The organism is uncultured Mailhella sp., assembly GCF_905187505.1.
Lineage (GTDB): Bacteria > Desulfobacterota > Desulfovibrionia > Desulfovibrionales > Desulfovibrionaceae > Mailhella.
The window spans coordinates 1-18009 of the sequence record NZ_CAJJIC010000039.1; the positions used below are offsets into that span (position 1 = coordinate 1).

17 protein-coding genes are annotated in these 18009 nt (G+C 62.4%); 7 read left to right on the plus strand and 10 right to left on the minus strand.

All coding sequences use genetic code 11. The annotated features are described in order from the left end of the window. The 9 genes from bamD to pgsA form a co-directional block, all read right to left on the minus strand. Nucleotides 1-506: outer membrane protein assembly factor BamD (bamD, locus tag QZZ60_RS05530; RefSeq protein ID WP_295638953.1), on the minus strand; the 506-nt coding region annotated here is incomplete at its 3' end. After that, nucleotides 499-1428 (minus strand): thioredoxin-disulfide reductase, encoded by a 930-nt coding sequence (trxB, locus tag QZZ60_RS05535; RefSeq protein ID WP_295638956.1) that lies wholly within the window; start codon nt 1426-1428, stop codon nt 499-501. The genes trxB and bamD, both read right to left, overlap by 8 nt. Continuing rightward, entirely contained in the window at nt 1428-1745 is a 318-nt protein-coding gene (gene trxA / locus QZZ60_RS05540; protein WP_295638959.1) for a thioredoxin, read from the minus strand. Before trxA ends, trxB begins: the two co-directional genes overlap by 1 nt. Nucleotides 1746-1876: 131 nt before the next feature. Continuing rightward, nucleotides 1877-2947 carry a tRNA (adenosine(37)-N6)-threonylcarbamoyltransferase complex transferase subunit TsaD gene (gene tsaD, locus QZZ60_RS05545; protein WP_295638962.1) on the minus strand — a complete coding sequence of 357 codons (1071 nt, stop codon included), beginning with the start codon at nt 2945-2947 and terminating at the stop codon, nt 1877-1879. A gap of 185 nt (nt 2948-3132) precedes the next feature. Next, on the minus strand, nt 3133-4140 hold the full coding sequence (fbp, locus tag QZZ60_RS05550; protein ID WP_295638964.1) for a class 1 fructose-bisphosphatase: 1008 nt from the start codon (nt 4138-4140) through the stop codon (nt 3133-3135). A gap of 156 nt (nt 4141-4296) precedes the next feature. Then, complete coding sequence (locus tag QZZ60_RS05555) at nt 4297-5067, minus strand: hypothetical protein (protein WP_295638967.1); 771 nt, start codon at nt 5065-5067, stop codon at nt 4297-4299. 18 nt (nt 5068-5085) lie between these two features. After that, complete coding sequence (locus QZZ60_RS05560) at nt 5086-6264, minus strand: hypothetical protein (protein ID WP_295638970.1); 1179 nt, start codon at nt 6262-6264, stop codon at nt 5086-5088. 13 nt (nt 6265-6277) lie between these two features. Continuing rightward, nucleotides 6278-6634: a septum formation initiator family protein gene (locus QZZ60_RS05565; RefSeq protein ID WP_295638972.1), complete on the minus strand. Its 357-nt coding sequence runs from the start codon at nt 6632-6634 to the stop codon at nt 6278-6280. A gap of 24 nt (nt 6635-6658) precedes the next feature. Beyond that, nucleotides 6659-7246, minus strand: coding sequence for a CDP-diacylglycerol--glycerol-3-phosphate 3-phosphatidyltransferase (gene pgsA / locus QZZ60_RS05570; RefSeq protein ID WP_295638975.1), 588 nt, complete (start codon nt 7244-7246; stop codon nt 6659-6661). Between the two features lie 269 nt (nt 7247-7515). Here pgsA and QZZ60_RS05575 point away from each other — a divergent pair, with 269 nt between their 5' ends. Then, entirely contained in the window at nt 7516-8889 is a 1374-nt protein-coding gene (locus tag QZZ60_RS05575) for a M23 family metallopeptidase (RefSeq protein ID WP_295638977.1), read from the plus strand. Between the two features lie 97 nt (nt 8890-8986). Further along, the gene (locus tag QZZ60_RS05580; protein WP_295638980.1) at nt 8987-12643 is read left to right on the plus strand and encodes an FAD-binding and (Fe-S)-binding domain-containing protein; all 3657 of its coding nucleotides are present in this window, start codon (nt 8987-8989) and stop codon (nt 12641-12643) included. A 301-nt stretch (nt 12644-12944) separates the two neighbouring features. Here the strand turns inward: QZZ60_RS05580 and QZZ60_RS05585 are convergent, their stop codons facing one another. Next, nucleotides 12945-13688 carry a MipA/OmpV family protein gene (locus QZZ60_RS05585; protein ID WP_295638983.1) on the minus strand — a complete coding sequence of 248 codons (744 nt, stop codon included), beginning with the start codon at nt 13686-13688 and terminating at the stop codon, nt 12945-12947. Between the two features lie 161 nt (nt 13689-13849). On the opposite strand from QZZ60_RS05585, the gene QZZ60_RS05590 reads away from it, so the two are divergent. The 5 genes from QZZ60_RS05590 to QZZ60_RS05610 all read left to right on the plus strand — a co-directional run. Continuing rightward, the gene (locus QZZ60_RS05590; protein WP_295638986.1) at nt 13850-14437 is read left to right on the plus strand and encodes a TetR/AcrR family transcriptional regulator; all 588 of its coding nucleotides are present in this window, start codon (nt 13850-13852) and stop codon (nt 14435-14437) included. 151 nt (nt 14438-14588) lie between these two features. Beyond that, nucleotides 14589-15017, plus strand: coding sequence for a hypothetical protein (locus tag QZZ60_RS05595; protein ID WP_295638989.1), 429 nt, complete (start codon nt 14589-14591; stop codon nt 15015-15017). Between the two features lie 112 nt (nt 15018-15129). Beyond that, the gene (locus tag QZZ60_RS05600; protein WP_295638992.1) at nt 15130-15372 is read left to right on the plus strand and encodes a YMGG-like glycine zipper-containing protein; all 243 of its coding nucleotides are present in this window, start codon (nt 15130-15132) and stop codon (nt 15370-15372) included. Between the two features lie 54 nt (nt 15373-15426). Then, complete coding sequence (locus tag QZZ60_RS05605) at nt 15427-15801, plus strand: hypothetical protein (protein WP_295638995.1); 375 nt, start codon at nt 15427-15429, stop codon at nt 15799-15801. A gap of 213 nt (nt 15802-16014) precedes the next feature. Further along, nucleotides 16015-18009 (plus strand): AAA family ATPase (locus QZZ60_RS05610; protein WP_295638997.1); only part of this gene is annotated, 1995 nt, incomplete at its 3' end.

An 18009-nucleotide genomic window follows, 5' to 3' on the forward strand; every position in this document is an offset into this window, starting at 1 on the left:
CGCTGCGCCAGCGTCTTGCGGCAAGCGGCGATTTGCTCGGCGGCGTTCTTGCCGTAGTCCGTGTCGGGGTATTCCTGCTGGAGTCTGGTGAAGTATTCCAGCGCCTCGTTCACGGGCGTGGCCGAGTGATCGATGGAGGTGTAGGAATTCTTCAGAGACATGCCGGTCTGATAAAGCACATAGGGGATGGCTTCATGGCGGGGATGCAGCGTCTCGAAGTCCTTGTAGGCGTCTGCCGCGAGCAGATATTCGCCGTCAAGGAAATGAGCGTCGGCCAGCGCCAGTTCAGACTCTATGACATAGGGGCTGAAGGGATATTCATCCTTGATGCGGGTATAGTAGACAATGGCCTGCGCGTAGTTCTTTTCGCGCATGGCGTCGCCCCCGGCCTCGAATATTTCCTGAACCGTGTCGTCGGCCGGGGGCAGGAAGTATTCGTCTACCAGGGAACAGCCGCTCAGGAAGATGGTGCAGGCAAGCATTCCCATAAGAAGCAGTTTACGCATTCCATTGCTCCAGATAAGAGGAAGCCGCCGTTGCCGCCGTGGCTCCGTCGCCCACGGCGCTGCTGACCTGGCGGCAGCGCTTGGCGCGTAGGTCGCCTGCGGCGAAGATGCCGGGAATGTCGGTGCACATTTCGGCGTCCGTCAGCACGAAGCCCGCGGCGTTGCGGTTGATCCCTTCGGGAAGATAGCCGCTGACCGGCTCCATGCCCACATAGATGAAAATGCCTTCTACGGGAATGACGCGGGTTTCCCCGCTCTTCACGTTGCGCACGGCCACCGAATCCATGCCCGCGGCGCCGCCGCGGATCTCGTCCACGACGCTGCTCGTCACAAGCTCGATGTTGGTCGCTTCACGGATCTTGTTCTGGTAGACCATCGCTCCGCGGAAGGCGTCGCGGCGGTGAATGAGATAGACCTTGTTGACGATGCGCGAGAGGTAGAGGGCTTCTTCCAGGGCGGAGTTGCCGCCGCCCACCACGGCGACGTCGCGTCCGCGGTAGAAGTTGCCGTCGCACACGGCGCAGTAGGACACGCCCTTGCCGCTGAAGGCGTCTTCGCCGGGAGCGCCGAGCTTGCGGTGATGAGCACCGGTGCAGGCCACCACGGCCTTGGCCTTCAGTTCTCTTCCCTCATCAAGGGAGAGACGGAAGAGGTTTCCGTCGGCCTTTTCCACCGAGAGCACCTGTCCGCGCACGCGCTCGACGGGATATCCCGCGAGGTGGGCGTCAAAAAGGTCGGCCAGTTCCCAGCCCTTGATGCTTTTGGGAAAGCCCGGATAGTTTTCGATTTCGGCGGTGCTGAGTATCTGTCCGCCCGGGGCGGCGTTTTCGACGAGCGCAACGCTGACTCCGGAGCGGACAAGATACAGGGCCGCGGTAATGCCCGCAGGCCCTGCGCCGATGACTACGGCATCGTACAGCATTACAGAGCCTTTTCTATCATGCCCACGAGGTGGGACTTGGCCACGGCTCCGGTCACCTGATCGACGACTTCGCCGTCCTTGAAGACGATGAGAGTGGGAATGGCACGGATGCCGAACATGCTGGGAACGCGGGGATTTTCATCCACGTTCACCTTGCACACGAGGACGCGGCCTTCATAGTCGGCAGCCAGTTCTTCCACGATGGGGCCGATGCCGCGGCAGGGACCGCACCAGGGAGCCCAGAAGTCAACGAGAACCGGAATGGAGGATTTGATGACGACGCTTTCAAAGGTGGCATCAGTAACTGCGGTGGACATTGGTTGAACTCCTTAAACATGGATTATGGTGAACTCCGGAGAAGCCTCCGGCGCATCTTTGTCCTATCACGAAAAAAAATGATGCGGAATGATTGTAGGTACAGGGTATGCCGCTGTCAAGGCGGAGAAGCTCAAAGCGTTTTCCAGTCCTGCGGGATGACCTGTCCGCGGGGGATGGCCGAAAGGGAAAGATCGTGCGCTCTTTTGGCCTTTGCCATGTACCACCCTGCCTTGGCTATCATGACGGCGTTGTCGCCGCACAGGGAAAGGGAGGGAATGAAGAGCGGAATGCCGCGCTTTTCGGCAAGCTTGGCAAACTCGCGGCGCACCACGCTGTTGGCGGCCACGCCTCCGGCCACCACGATGCTCTCGGGGCGGAAGAGCTCCATGGCGCGGGAGGCCTTGATGACAAGGGTTTCCGCTATGGCGAGCAGGTAGGAGGCCGCCGCGTCGCACAGCGTCTGCGAGGCGAGGTTCAGTCGTTCTCTGGCGGGGGTGTCGCCTGCGGGGAAGCGTGCTTCGGGATGTTCCGAGAGCCAGAGCGCGCCCGCGGTCTTGAGCCCGCTGAAGCTGAAGTCGAGATTGTCGTTGTGGGTGTAGGGGCGGGGGAAAAGATGCGGATCGGCCGTGCCTTTTTTCCCGAGGGCGTCGAGCAGGGCGCCGCCGGGATAGGGCAGGCCCGCGGCCTTGGCGAACTTGTCGCAGGCTTCGCCCGCGGCGTCGTCGATGGTCTTTCCGAGCACGGTCATGTCCACCGGGCCGTCCATGCGGTACAGGTGGGTGTGTCCGCCGGAAATGAGCACGCCGAGCGCGGGCCAGAGAATGTCGTTTTCAATCTGCGCGGCGAGCAGATGCCCCTGAAGGTGATCGATGCCGATGAGGGGAATGTCGTGGGCCATGGCCAGGGACTTGGCAAAGGCCACGCCCACGAGCAGGCTTCCCATGAGTCCGGGTCCGCGCGTGACGGCGATGCGGTCTATGGCCTTCCACGGATCGCTGCCGAGATCGGCCTGACGCAGCAGACTGTCGAGCAGGGGGCCGATGAGACGGGCGTGTTCGCGCGAGGCCAGTTCCGGCACGACGCCTCCGAAAAGGGCGTGGATGTCGGCCTGACTGGAGATGACGGAGGCGCGGACGCCGTTGTCGTCCACAAGCGCAAGGGCGGTTTCATCACAAGAGCTTTCTATTCCCAGAACCAGCATGTTTCATCCGAAAGGGTTTGGCGGTCTGCCGCCGTGAAGGGGAAGGGAGGTGGGGCCGTTTTCGGCGCGCCGTCGCGCGGGAGTTCGGCCCGGATCATGCGAGAAGGCGGAGACTTCAGGGAAGAACAGGCCGCGCGCCGGAAAGACCGGCGCGCGGCTTGATGACGGTTGCCGGGACGCGGAGGCTAGACCTTGCCGTTCTCCCGGTAGACTTCAAGAACCTGATCCACATCGTCGGCGGAACCGATGATGAGGGGCGTGCGCTCATGGATGGCGGTAGGCACCTTTTCGAGAATGCGCATTCTGCCGTCCGTGGCCTTGCCTCCGGCCTGTTCGGCAAGGAAGGCCATGGGCGCGGCTTCGTACATCAGGCGCAGCTTGCCGTTCGGATGCTTGAGGTCCTCGGTGTAGAAGAAGATGCCGCCCTTGAGCAGGGTGCGATGGAAATCGGCGACGAGAGAACCCACGTAGCGGGTGGAACGGGGAGGCATGCCTTCGGGACGGGAGAAGGCATGAACGGCCTTCTGCGTGGCTTCGTCCCAGTAGTTGTAATAGCCGTGGTTGGCGGAATAGTACTTGCCCACGCGCGGAATCTGGATGTTGGGATGCGTGAGCAGAAATTCGCCGATGGAGGAGTCCAGAGTGAAGCCGTTGACGCCGTGCCCGGTGGAGTACACGAGCATGGTCGAGGAGCCGTAGAGGAAGTAGCCGGCAGCCACCTGTTCGATGCCGGGACGCATGAGGGCCTCGGCGTTGAGTTCCCAGTAGTTCTGGGTGTCGGAGCGGCGGTAGATGGAAAAGATGGTGCCGATGCTCACACCCACGTCGATGTTCGAGGAGCCGTCGAGCGGATCGAAGAAGATGACGTAGTGGCCGTGGGGCTCGTTTTCGGGCACGAAGAAGGGTTCGGCCATTTCTTCGGAACCCACGGCGCACACGGCGCCCGAGCTCTGCATTCTGTAAACCAGCGTGTTGTTGGCGAAGGTGTCGAGTTTCTGCACCTGTTCGCCCTGCACATTGACGGCACCGGTCGCGCCCAGAATGTCGACCAGACCGGCCTGGTTGACGTTTCTGGAAATAATCTTGGCCGAAAGAATAAGGTCGTGCATCAGCGAGGTGAACTGGCCCGTCGCGTGAGGCGACCATCTGCGTTGTGATGCGATAAGGTGTTCAATTGCAGTGACTTCAGACATATCCAGGCTCCTTGGTGTCGGCTCCGGTCTGTCGCATCGTTCATAGGCTCTGCGCAAGAGTCGGAGCTTCTGTTACTTGGCAGTACCTATACCATAAACAAGGATGAATGTGCAATAAGGCTCAATATGTGAATCGAAATCATCGCATAGCAAACATCAGCGCGTCGGCGCGGCGAAAACTACAGGCTTTCCACCTATATAGCGGGAAATCCACATCATGGAACCGTTCTCGTTGCTCAAAATACCGTCGGAATGTTCCTTGAGATATTCCGTCCAGTTGATGGAAGCGAGAGGCGTCGCGGAATAATCCATGTCGCCGCTCCATATGAGAACGTCGCCGGAACGCACGATGAAGTCGCCCGGAGAGGAGGCGTAGGGCAGCAGCGCACGGAAGTCGAAGCTGGCTACGAGCAGCAGCTGAAGACGGTCTTCCTGCAGGAAGGGACGGGCGAGAAGAATTTCCGGTCCAAGGGGAGTGTCCTGTATGGAGGCGCGCAGATCGCGGGGCAGGGCCTTGGGCGCGAGCTCGAGAAGCGGCGTGTAGTCGAGCTGCTTTATGGGCGTGGGCGGGATGGATGCGCCGAGAGTGCCGTCGGGGGCGACCATGGCGAGGCCGGACAGCCACGGGAAGCGGCGCAGAAGGCTGGCCGCACCTTCGGCGTCGGGCGGCGTGGCCAGGGCGTCGAGCGCCTTTTCCAGCTTCGTCAGCTCTTCGTCGATGGGCATGATGCTCTGCACAAGATCGCGCTGGGACTTTTCCAGAACGGTGCGGCTTTCCGTGTCCAGCGTGGAGGGGCGGTTGATGTGCGTATGATAGAACGTCTTGGTTTCCTTGTAGGCGCCCTTCATCTGCGCGCAGCCGGAAAGGTTCGGCAGAAGGGAGACGGAGAGAAGGAAGAGAAAGAGGGGGAGTATGCGGGTTCGCATGATGTCTCCTGTCGCGCGTCAGGCGCGGGATTTGTTTTCCAGCCTGACGGCCAGAGTTTCCAGCATGTTCAGAAGGCCGGAATCGGCAGGCTGTTCGGGCGCGGGATTCTGCGCGCCCTGCATGAGGCTGTCCAGCTTGGCGTTCAGTTCGGCCCGCTCTTCGGCCGAGGAGCTCACTTCAAGCAGTTCCCGATAGATGTCCGCGGCTTCGCCCGTGGCGCCCTGCTCTTCGAGTATGCGCGCCATGGAACGCGTGCACAGAGAGCTTTTGCCCTCCGCAGAGGCGCGGGGGACCGGGGAGACGGAAGCGTCCCCGTCTTCGGCGGGAGCGTCGTTTTCGGGGAAGAGCAGCTGCATGGCGGAAGGCGGAATGACGGGAGCGGCGGGGGCAGGTTCGTCATCGTACACGTCATCGTCGTCGGGCACGGCGTCGAGGCTGTACCACGGGGCGTTCTCGTCCATGACGAAGGCGCGGGACGGCTCTGCCGGAGCGGAGGCGTCGCCGGAAGAAGAATCGCAGGCGCAGGGCGTCGCGTCCTCAGTCGCCGCGTCGTTCCCGGACGCGGAGGGGACGTTGGTGCGGGCCGCGATGCAGGCGGCGTCGCTCGGAAGCGGGGCGGGCGTGCCGCACGGCGCGGCGGGGGCGTCTTCCTGCAGCGCAGGCGGCACGGGAGAATCCTGTCCGCTGCGGAAATTCCCGGCAGAGGCCGCAGACGGGGAAGGGGAGTCCTCATCGGGCGAAAGGTCGCTTCCACGCTCCGGGCCGCTCTTGTCATGCAGGGCCTTCATGCCCGCCTCGAACACGTCGGCGAGACCGGGACCTCCCTGACGGAACGTCGCTCCGAAGAAGAGCAGCATGGCAGACTGATCGGCACGCACGCCGGGCAGCCTGCTCCATATCTCCCAGAGGGCGGAGCAGCGGGAAAGCGACTCGATGATGCCCGCCGCTTCGAGTCCGGCGGCGGCGTCCTGCCCGCAGTCGTGCAGCAGATCGATGAGCAGAAGGCGGGCGTCGAGAAATTCCGGGTGGCGGGTCAGGCCTGCCCGGAGCACTTCCACGGCCTCCATGCGGCGGCCCGTTTCGGCGAGAAGCCGGGCGTAGGGGAGAAAGATGCGGGAGGCGGGGTCGAGGGAGAGGACTTCCTGATACCAGAGCGCCTTTTCCGAACGGGCGTTTTCCGTAAGGGGTGAATTCATGGACGATGAGCCTTCAGTCATGCCTGCCGTCGGAGTCCGCACCGGACCACGAATCCTCCCTGCTCTTGTCGAACAGATAGAGAATTTCGTTTTTTCTCACGTAGTTGAGGCGCTGACGAATCACCTTTTCCACATAGGCGGGGTCGGTTTTCAAGAGGCGTATCTCCCGGGAGAGGGCGGCACGCTTTTCGTCAAGGGCGGCCAGCTCCTCGGAAAGTTCGCTCTGTTTTTCCTTGAGCACGCGCCAGGTGTAGATGCTGTGCGAGCCCCATATGATGCGGCTGGCCAGCGCGATGTTGAGCAGCACGGCAAGAACGAGCAGCGAGAGCTTCCACCAGAAGGCCCTGTTTGAGGATGTGCGATGATTCATGGACACGACGGCACGCGGGCAATGCTAGTTGTTCGCCAGATGATCGCGCCACTGGCGGTAGAACAGATAAAAGTAGTTGCAGCCCGAGAAGATGGTGAGGATGAGCGCGATGTAGAGCACCACGGTGCCTATGAGGTGCACGGGCAGACCCATGACCGGGAAGTGGATGAGCAGCGGCACCATGGCGATGATCTGGAACACGGTCTTCCACTTGCCGTACCAGTCGGCCGCGATGACCACGCCCTTGTCGGCGGCCACGGCGCGCAGACCCGTGACGGCAAGTTCGCGGATGATGATGATGATGACTATCCACGCCGGCACCCAGCCGAGGCCCACCATCTCGATGAGGATGGAGCAGATGAGCAGCTTGTCGGCCAGAGGATCGAGAAACTTGCCGAAGTTGGTCACCTGCTTTTCGCGGCGGGCGATGTAGCCGTCGAGAAAGTCGGTGACGGCCGCGGCCACGAAGAGGATCATGGCGATCCAGCAGGTGTAGACGTTGGGAAAGTGGATGAGCAGAAGGATGGGCAGCACGGCCCCGATGCGCATCATGGTGATGCGGTTCGCCCAGCCCATGTTTTTGAATATCTGCGCGACGTCTGAAAGAAACATACCTCTTCTCCCGAGCAAGGTCATATCATTGGGAAGGACTTATCATAAAGAGGGGCGGCGCGGCAAGGCGGAAGGTGGGGCGGGAAGGGGAAAAAACTTCATCCATCCGAAGAATATAAGATATGTCGCGCCCATGCCCCGGAAGCTGAAAGAAAAATGTTTTTCGCTTTTCCTTGACTTGTTGGCGCAGTGTGCGAGAAAATACCTTCTGCCGTGCCAGCGCATGACGCGGCCATACCATGGGCCTTTCGCCCGGAAAGGATGCAGCCTTGTTTAGCAGAAGACAAATTTCCTACCGATCCTCGTCCCGGCGCTCTTCATCCGGGCTGTCCGTCATAGCCATGCTGCTGATTCTGGCGCTTGCGGGAGCCGGCGCGTATTTTCTCATGCGCGACCTGAGCGGGCCTTCCGTGACCATGAACCCCGAGCTCGCCGGCCGCGTGGGCCTTTTGCAGAACATTGAGCTCGACATCTCCGACAAGTCGGGCGTGCAGTCCGTGTCCGTCGTCGTGAAGCGCGGCGAGCAGAGCATGACCGTGCTTGATCAGACCTTCCCCACGCTGGAGAACCGTCAGAAGGTCTCCTTCAACCTGAAGGAGACAAAGCTTCCCGAAGGCGCGTTTGAACTCGAGGTCAGGGCCGTGGACGGCTCCTATGCCGGTTTCGGCCGGGGCAACACCACGAGCATCAACCTGCCTCTCGTGCTCGATTCCCAGCCTCCCCGCATCGCCGTGCGCACCGGGCCTCCGGCCATGTACCGCGGCGGCAGCGGTCTCATCGTCTACACCGTTTCCGAAGACGTGAATCAGACCGGCGTGCGCGTGGGCAGCCTCTTCTTCCCGGGCTACAAGCAGGACAACGGCGCCTATGCCTGTCTGTTCCCCTTCCCCATCGCCCTCAAGACGGGTGACTATCTGCCCGAGATCATGGCGCGCGACCTGGCGGGCAACGTGACTTCAAGCCGCCTGCTCGTGCACGCGCTCAACCGCAACTACCGTTCCGACACGCTGAACATTCCCGAGTCGTTCCTCAACTTCAAGGCCAGCGAGCTCGCCGAGCTCTGCCCCGGGGAGTCCACGCCGCTCACGCAGTATCTCTGCGCCAACAACAAGGTGCGCGAAGGCAACGACGAAACCCTCATCAAGGTGGCCGCCGATCCGGCCAACGTCTCGCCGCGCTTTCTGTGGAGCGGCTCGTTCCGCCGCCTGCCCCGTTCCGCGGTGAAGGCCAACTTCGGCGACTTCCGCACCTATGTGGACGGCAATCGCCAGAAGATCGACGAGCAGACCCACATGGGACTCGACCTCGCCTCCGTGGCCCACGCCGAAGTGCCTGCCGCACAGAGCGGCCGCGTGGTGTGGGTGGACTATCTCGGCATACACGGCAACATGATCCTCATCGATCACGGCCTCGGCCTCATGACCCAGTATTCCCACCTCAGCGAGTACGGCGTGAAGGTGGGCGACGAGGTGAAGGCCGGGCAGATCATAGGACGCACGGGCACAAGCGGCCTTGCCGGAGGAGACCATCTGCACTTCGGCGTGCTTGTCGGCGGCGTGCCCGTTCAGCCGCTGGAGTGGCTGGACTCCACGTGGGTGAGGAACAACATCACCTCGAGGCTCAACATCAATCTGAATTCGTAGGCATTTTGCGGACTGTCCGCGTCGTAACGTCATCGGGCCTGCGCAGAGCGGTCACGCTCTGCCGGGCCCTCCCTTTTTCTGCTTCAAGGAGACCGTCATGCCCCACAAAGGGCCTCACATTTCCATATCCGCCGAGTATGTGGTCAACCGCATACTGCGCATCAATCTGGACGAATTCGAGCGCTGGCCGCAGAGCGTGCGGCAGCTCGCCATCGACATAGCCGAAGAACTTTTTCTCGTGGCGTACAACCCCTTCATTTCCGCCTCGGACGTGAAGAAGAGCGTCAACGAGCACTATCAGGCCGAGTCTCCTTCCCTCGCGCATCAGTACGCCACCGCCATAAGCGAAGGCATCACCATGTTCTGGAGCGCCCACGAGGCGGAAATGGAATTCTGCCGCGAGCTTGAGGGCCGCCTTGCCGACATCATGCCCGACGACTGCATTCTGCGCCGCCGCGGCGCGCTGGTGGCCGCCGCCACCGACGCCACGGACCTTCGCATGGAACTGCCCCTTCTCGTCGTGGAGCCCGACACTCCCGAACAGATAAGCGCCCTCGTGCGGCTGGCCAACGAAATGAAGTTCGCCATCATTCCCAGAGGCGGCGCTTCCGGTCTTACGGGCGGCACCGTGCCCGCGCGCAAGCGCACCGTCATGGTGAGCACCACGCGCCTTACCGCCAAGTCGGTGAACAGGGCCGCGCGCACCATGACCTGCCAGGCAGGCGTGATCACGCAGGACGCCATCGACTTTGCCGCCTCCAAGGGCATGCTCTTCACCGTGGATCCGGCTTCCAAGACGGCGTCCACCATAGGCGGCAACGTGTCGGAAAACTCCGGCGGGCCCTTCTGCTTCGAGTACGGCACCACCATAGACAATCTGCTTTCCTGGACCATGGTCACGCCCACGGGCGAAATCATCCGCATCGAGCGCGTGAACCATCCCGGACACAAGATCATGCCCGACGAGGACGTCGTCTTCGAGGTCAAGGACCTTTCCGGCGGCATGCGCAACGTGGTGCGCCTGAAGGGAAATGAGGTCCGGCATCCCGGCCTCGGCAAGGACGTGACCAACAAGCTGCTCGACGGGCTTCCCGGCATGCAGAAGGAAGGCATAGACGGCATCATCACCGAGGCCACCTTCGTGCTTCATCCCAAGCCCTCGCTCTCCCGCGTGATGGTGCTGGAGTTCTACGGAACCTCCATGGTTCCCGCGGCCGAGCTCGTGCGCAAGATCGTGAACCTGCGCGACAGAATACGCAATCAGGGCGGCGACGTGCACGTGTCCGCGCTGGAGGAGTTCAACTCCAAGTACGTGCAGGCCATCAACTATCAGCGCAAGTCGGACAGACACGAAGGCAGTCCCATATCGGTCATCATCGTGCAGGTGGACGGCAACGACGCCTACGTGCTCGACGACACCGTGCAGGCCATCTACGCCCTTGCCGGCGACGATCCCCACGTGTTCGCCGCCATAGCCAGGGACGACAAGCAGGCCGCCGAGTTCTGGGAGGACAGGCATCGCCTTTCGGCCATCGCCAAGCGCACGTCCGGCTTCAAGATGAACGAGGACGTGGTGCTGCCCATGGCGAGCATCCCCGAGTTCGCGCATTATCTCGAGTGCCTCAACGTGGTGGCCTCGGCCGACGCCTACCGCTTCGCCCTTCAGGAACTCTCCCGGCTTCAGGGCTTTCCGCTGGAAGATCCCGCCTTCAATGAAGAATTTTCCTTCGCCTCGCACGTGGCCGCAGGCGACGAGTCCAATCTCGATCCCTCTCTCGTGGACGAGGAGGTGGCGGCGCGGGCCGAGTCGTGGCTTACGGCCCAGAAGGAGCGCTTCCCGCGTCTTTCTTCCCGCATCGACGCCATCGTGGCCTACATGAAGAGCAGCCGCATCGTGGTGGCGAGCCACATGCACGCGGGCGACGGCAACTGCCACGTGAACATCCCGGTCAACTCCAACGATCCGCGCATGATGGAGCACGCAGAGGACGTGGCCATGCAGGTCATGGCCAGAACGCAGGAGCTCGGCGGCGCGGTTTCCGGCGAACACGGCATAGGCATCACCAAGATAGCCTTCCTTGATCCCCGGCAGATGGAGAGCCTGCGCGAGTTCAAGATGCGCGTGGACCCCCGCGACCTGTTCAACCCCGGAAAGCTCGTCACCCGCAATCTGCCGGTGCGTCCGTTCACGTTCTCCTTCAACCGGCTCATCGCGGACATCAGGGAATCGGGCCTGCCCGACAAGGAGTGCCTCATCCGCCTGCTTTCCCAGGTGCAGACCTGCACCCGCTGCGGCAAGTGCAAGCAGGTGTGCCCCATGGTGTACCCCGAGCGCTCCTTCCAGTACAACCCGCGCAACAAGAACCTCATTCTCGGCGCGCTCACCGAGGCCATCTACTATTCCCAGGTCACCACGGGACATCCTTCTCCCGAGCTTCTTCAGGAGCTTCGGCATCTGGTGGAGCACTGCACGGGCTGCGGCCGCTGCACCTCGGTGTGCCCGGTGAAGATCGAGTCTCCGGAAGTGGCCCTGAGCTCCCTTGCCTACGTCAAGCGCGAGGGAGAGGGCGGGCATCCCATCAAGTCTCAGGTGCTGAACGTTCTTTCTTCCGATCCGGCGAGCCGCGTGCCCGCCTTCGCCAAAATGGCGGCCCTCGGCCAGAACGTGATGAACCAGTTCATTCCGCTCGTGCCGCGCGTGTGGCGCAGGCGCATGAGCAGTCCGCTCTTTTCCGGAAGAGGTCCGGCGCTCGGCATGGTGAGCCTGTATGAGAGCCTGCACCTTGAAAGAAACGCTGCGGCGCATCTCTTCCTTCCCGTAAGCGGCGACATCTCCGCTCAGGGCGTGCTTGAAGGCCGCGTGCCCGCGGTGCTGTACTTCCCCGGTTGCGGCGGCAGTCTGTTCTATCGCCGCATAGCGCTCGCCTCCATAGCGCTCATGATGTACGCGGGCGTGCCCGTGGTCATTCCCGGAAGGCATCTGTGCTGCGGCTATCCGCTGCTTGCGGCGGGCGCGTCCGAACAGTACGAGGTGAACCTTCAGCGCAACCGGCAGGTCATCGCGGCCACGCTCCAGGCGGCGGCCGAGGCCGGGTTCGACGTCAACATGCTCATCACCGCCTGCGGATCCTGCCGCGACTCGCTCATGCGTCACGGCATTACGGATCTTGACGGCAACGTGCTGCCGCACAACGACATCGTGCAGCTTCTCGTGGATCGTCTGCCCCATGACGTGGAGGTGAGCCATGAGCGCATCATCTATCATTCCTCCTGCCATCCCGCCTGGTCCGGCGTGAAGGCCACCAAGGACGGCGGCAAGGTGGCAAGGGCGCTCGAGCGCATCACCGGCGCATCCATCCTGATCAATCCCGGCTGCTGCGGCGAATCCGGCGCGGGCGCCTACACCTGCCCGGACATCTACAACGTGCTGCGCGAGCGCAAGCGCGAGCGGCTTGAAAGCGCTCTTGCCGGATACACGGCCGACGCGCCCATTCTGGTGGGCTGCCCCTCCTGCAAGATAGGCATAGCCCGTACGCTCATGACCATGGACGTGAAGCATCCCGCCCGAGGCAAGGACAAGAACTCGGAGGAGACGCCCGTCATCGACACGCATCGCCCTGTGCTGCACAACGCCGAATGGCTGGCCGAAACCCTGCTCGGCAAGAACTGGCTTTCCGTGTTCAGGGCGCAGGCTTCCCGCACGGGGGGACACCCCGGCGTGCGCGTGGTGTGCATGGAAGAGAAAAAACGCTAGCGCGGAGACGGCGCGAACAAAAGCAAAAGGCGGGACCGGCATGAACCGGCCCCGCCTTTTGCTTCAGGGAAGACTGTCTGCGCAAGCGGAGGAGGCGTCCGTTCCGGGTTTGCCGGCGCGGGACAGTCTTCGTGCGTTCGCCGGAAATAAAGGCGGGAGAGCCCGGCGGACGGCGGGAACGCTCCGGGGGGATGGAGCGCCCCAAAAGGGAACGGTGGTCTGAGAACGACCTTTCGGCTCAACGATGGAAAGAGACGGGGGCGGTGCTTCGGGGCGCGGCTTTGAGCGTCGCCGGAGGGTGCTAGAAGGTGTAGGTCACGCCTCCGCCGAAGATGTGCTGGGAGCTTCGGTCCACCATGGGACTGTCCTTGATTTCATCGCCGGGAAACGTGACCTTCCAGCTCGCGAAGAGACTCCAGTGACTGGAGAGGTCGAAGCCCGCGCTGAGTCCGACGAAGGGCGTGACGGAGGCGCCGGGAGAATACTCGGCAAGGCCGCTGCGTGCCGATTCGCCGCGGCTGACGCCGTAGTAGTAGTCGTTGAAGTCGGAGCTTGCGAACAGAAGTCCGCCGCTGGGAACGACGGTCAGGCGGCCGGAGCGGAAGGGATAGGCGTAGCTTGCGCTGGCCAGAAAGCCGTCGCTCGTGCCGGTGACGTCTCCTGAGGCGCTCAGCCGGAAGGAGCCGACCGTCGTGTTCAGCTCATAGCCCAGCGTGCCCAGCACGATGATGTTGCGGTTGTCCAGCTTTTTCATGGCCGGATCGTCGCTTTTGCTCGAGCGGAAATAGCAGGGAAGAAGAGTGGCTCCCAGAGAAAGCTTCTGCGTGCCGTCGTTCCACAGCCAGACGCCCGCTTCCGTGTTCTTTATGAAAAAGTGCTCGTCTTCATACTGCACGACGGGCATGGGCAGCACGCGGGCGTCGGAACCTTTGTATTCCGACTGCACGGAGTAGACGCCCACGCTCAGGGACAACTGCCTGGCGGCGGCCTGACCTGCCGTCAGAAGCATGGCGGCCGTCAGAAGAAAAAGTACGCGAAATCGCATGTGGAGGCTCCTTGAGAACGTTGCAGCTGAGGAGTATATGCTTTTGCCCGTTAAGTCAACACGTGTTTACTTGCGTAAAAAAAAGCCGCGGGATACAACGAAGAGACCGCCGGCAAGTGTGCGCCCTCGGCGGAAGAGGATGAAAACGCAAGGTTCGAACCATGGCAGACAGAGATGAGCCGGCGAAGACCTGCCGGAACGCCGCACAGACGAAGGAACGGATTCTGAAAAGCGCCGAACGGCTGTTTGCCAGATATCCCTATGAGCTCGTCACCCTGAGACAGATAGCGGCCATGGCGGAAATCAACGTGGCGCTCATCGTCCGATATTACGGTTCCAAGCGTGAGCTTTTCGGAGCCGTGCTCGACAGTTTCTCCGCCGGACGGCCCGGACTCGACAGGGAAGATATGCTCGGAGATCTGGCGGACAGGATGGTCCGTTCCTGTGAGAACCGGTACGAGGACAGCGGCGATCTTTCCATTCTCAACATTCTCATGCTGTCGTCCCAGTCCCTTGAGGCCCGGCCCGTCATACAGGAACGGATGAAGGGATTCTTTGTCGACATGGCGGACGCGGAAGGCGAGGACGCCGTGCCTTCGGGACTCATGCTTACCTCGTGCACGCTGGGCATGCTCATGCTTCGCCGTCTGCTTCCCGAGGACTATCAGCCGTCGGTTTCCGCGGGCGACATTCTGAAGGCGCTGGAGACGCTGCGGGAAGCGCTGAGCGCACGCGGCCGTGAATCCTGATCTTCGTCCGAAGGGACCGGGAGACCGTTTCAGGCTGAACGCGTGAAGACGCGCCGCGACGGCGTTTCGGGCCGTTTTTTCCTCGTCAGAAATTTCATTGACCTCTCACAGGGCTCCGTTCACTGTCATGGAAGAAGACAAGGAGAATGCCATGATGGTGAAATCATTGAAGAGGACGGGCCTTGCCCTTGCCCTTGCGCTGATGTTTGTCCTGCCGGGCTGTCATCGAGCTCCGGTGGCGTCCGCTCCGGCCGAGCCCGTGCCCGTGGCGTCGCTGGACGGCTTTGCGTGGGAAACGTCGGCTCCCCAGTCGAAGCTGGATTTTCTTCTCGGCGTGGAATGCGCGCTTGCCATGGAGTCTGCGCTTGCGCAGGCGGCAAGGGAAAAGGGCGAGACCGTGCAGCTTTCGCTGTTTGCCAACGGCTGGCAGATCGCCTTTCACGACACCACGCGGCCCGAGCTCGTGCGCAGGATAGACGAGTTCTATTACCGCAATCCCGATCAGAAGAACCGTCATGTCTTCGACGTGATATGGACGGAAATGGTGGTTCCCGCCGCGGCTGAGGGCTCGCGGCGCTGAGGCGCGGGGAGCTTCTGCAAAAACTGCGTGTCTTTGCAGGGGAAGCCTTCGACATGCCGGAGACCGGAACCGTTCCGGCTCCGGTGCAAACCTTTGTGGCAAGGAGCGAGTCATGACTTCTTTCGGTACGGCGGCGGTTGCCGTGACCCTTTGCGCCGCGCTGTCCTTCGGGGCGGCGGGCTGCACGAGCATGAACAGGACTCAGCAGGGAGCGCTTTCAGGCACGGCCGTGGGAGCGCTGGCCGGCGCCGGCATATCGGCCATTGCCGGAGGCAGCGGCACCATGGGGGCGCTCATAGGCGGCGGCCTCGGCGCGATTGCGGGCGGCATCTACGGGCACGAAAAGGACAGGTAGCTTGCCGCGGTGCCCGTTTTGTGCGAGATTTCGGGCATGAAAGAACAAGACGTCATGTTTTTGGCGGGTGTGGCCGCCCTCGGCGGCGCGCGTTCGTGCCGCCTGAAAAGGTTTGCGCCGGACGCCTCTGCCGTGCTGCTCTCCAGTCTGGAAGGCGCCTGTCCGCCTCTTCTTCTCGGCCGTGTGCGCGCCTCTGGTCTTGAGAGTTCTCCGGTCGTGACGGCCGGGGAGCTCGCGGCGCTCGGCCTTCCTGCGGACGGCGACGTGGAGGTTTTCTGCCGTCTCGCCGTTCCCGATGACGACCCGCTTCGTGCGGGCTTTGATCTTTCGCGTCTCGTGCTTGTGGCGTCTTCCACGGGCAGGGCGCTGGAAGCGGCGCGTCCGGGCGCGCCCGTCGTGGCGCTGAAGGCGGGCGGTGCCGGACGATGATGGTCGATTCTTTTCGGAAAACGCGTCCAAGGCGGGCGCACCGGGCATCCCTTCCGCATCCATGATGCCGGATCGAGGCGCCTTCATGTGGGGAGCATGAAGGCGCCTTTTTTGTATCCCTCTGAAGTTCCCTGACATAAAATTCTTCGACGATGATCGGAATCTGGCACGAAGCTCCGTTAGCGTATCAGGGAATGAAAGGAGCAGAAGACGATGCGAAGCCGGAATGTCGAAGAGATCAGAGCAGACGGGTACGGGACCGAGGAAGACTTCGCCAGAAGAAGGACGGCGCGGTGGCTTCTGGGCGTGATGGAGCAGAACGCGGCGGTGGACGCGGGTTTTTTGCGTTGTCTCTGCTGGGCGCTCGGGGGACTGGACGGGATTTTGAAGGACGTGGCGGAAAAGGCCGGAAAGCTGAGGCTTGCGCGCGATGCGGTGACGACCCTGCGCGAGCTGCGCGGCGTGCGTGAGATGCAAGATCATGTTCTCTATGCCTGCGAGGAGCTTTTTTCCTCGAATGCGCGTCTGAAGGCGCTTTTTCTTGCGGTCGCGGCCGACGCGTGCCGGAGCCGCACGGCTCAGGCCACGGACGACGGCCTGTTTGCGACGGCGAGGCGTCGTCTTGTGGAGGTGTTCGGTCTGAATGAGGAGGGCTGTGTCCTGTGCGAGTTCGTATTCATGATCCAGCAGTTTCCCGAAGTGGAAACGTATTTTGAAGACGACATCAAGGTGTTCGGTTTCGGTGCCCGACGTCTGCTCGCCCGCATTCTGGAGCTTTCCGTTCCGGAGTTGCGCCGCACCGTGAGCGAGCTTCTCAGGCTCGGCATGGTCGAGACCGCCTTCGGCTCGGCGCTGCGCATCACCGAGTCGGTGCTGGCTTTCTGGGAACCGGAGGAACCCGACGCGCAGGAGCTGTTTTTCCGTCCTCTGGAAGGCGAAACGCTGCCGCTTAAGGACTTTCACGTTCCGGCGGATCATATCCGTCATGTGCTCCGCCTTTTGAAGAGAAGGGGTGATGAGCCGGTTCACGTGCTGCTGTACGGCGCTTCCGGCACGGGCAAGACGAGTCTTGTCCGCAGTCTGGCCGCCGCGTGCGGCGTGAAGGCGTGGTTCGTGGTCAGTCGGGAAAGGGACGGCGATGCCGCCCGGCGCGCGTCGCTTACGGCCTGTCTGCACATGGCGTCCCGTCATGAGGGGGCCTTCGTGGTGGTGGACGAGGCCGAGAGGCTGCTGGACACCGACGTTTCCTTCGGCCGCGACACCAAGGACAAGGCATGGCTGAACGACTTCATGGAATGTGCCGGCCGTCGTGTCATATGGATCACCAACGAGGTGGAGCATCTTGATCCGGCCGTGCGCCGCCGCTTCAGCTTCAGCATTCATTTCGAGAGCCTCGGGGTGAAGGAGCGCGTGGCGGTATGGCGTCAGGTCATGAGGCGCTCGGGGTTTGTCCGCAGGTTTTCCGAGCCGGTCATGACGGAGCTTGCCGTCAGGTACCCGGTGGAAGCGGCGGTGATTCAGAAGGCCGTTTCGCAGTCTTCGGGACTGTGCCGTACCCGTAAGGATTTTTATGCCTCGCTTGACCGCATTCTTCAGGCGCACGTCACGCTTCAGGCCGACGGAAATTACCGCGCGGCCTCGGAGAACCGTGAGGTCGGGGAGTTTTCGCTGGACGGCGTGTGCATGGAAGGGGACGCGGCGGCCTTCATGGAGCGCTGCCGGAGAATGGATGCGGCCATGCGCGGCAACGCCCGTCTTCGTCCCGGCTGCGCGACCATGCTCTTCTACGGTCCTCCGGGCACGGGCAAGACGGCGCTTGCCGGATACGTGGCGAAAACCCTCGGCAGAGCGTGCCTCAGCCGCCGGGCCAGCGACCTCATGGGGCCGTTTGTGGGGCTCACCGAGCAGAACATAGCCGGAGCGTTCCGGGAGGCGGAAGAGCGCGGTGCGGTGCTGGTGGTGGACGAGGCGGACAGCTTTCTCTTTTCCCGAGAGGGGGCGAGAATGTCGTGGGAGAGCAGCATGGTCAACGAGTTTCTCACCTCGCTTGAGCGCTGCCGCACCTTCTGCATATGCACCACCAACCGCAGAGAGGAGCTCGACGCGGCGGCCATGCGGCGCTTTTCATGCAAGGTGGCCTTCCGCTACGCCGAAGTTGGGCAGGTGCGCAGGCTTTACGAGGCCATGCTGGCGCCTTTGTGCGAAGGG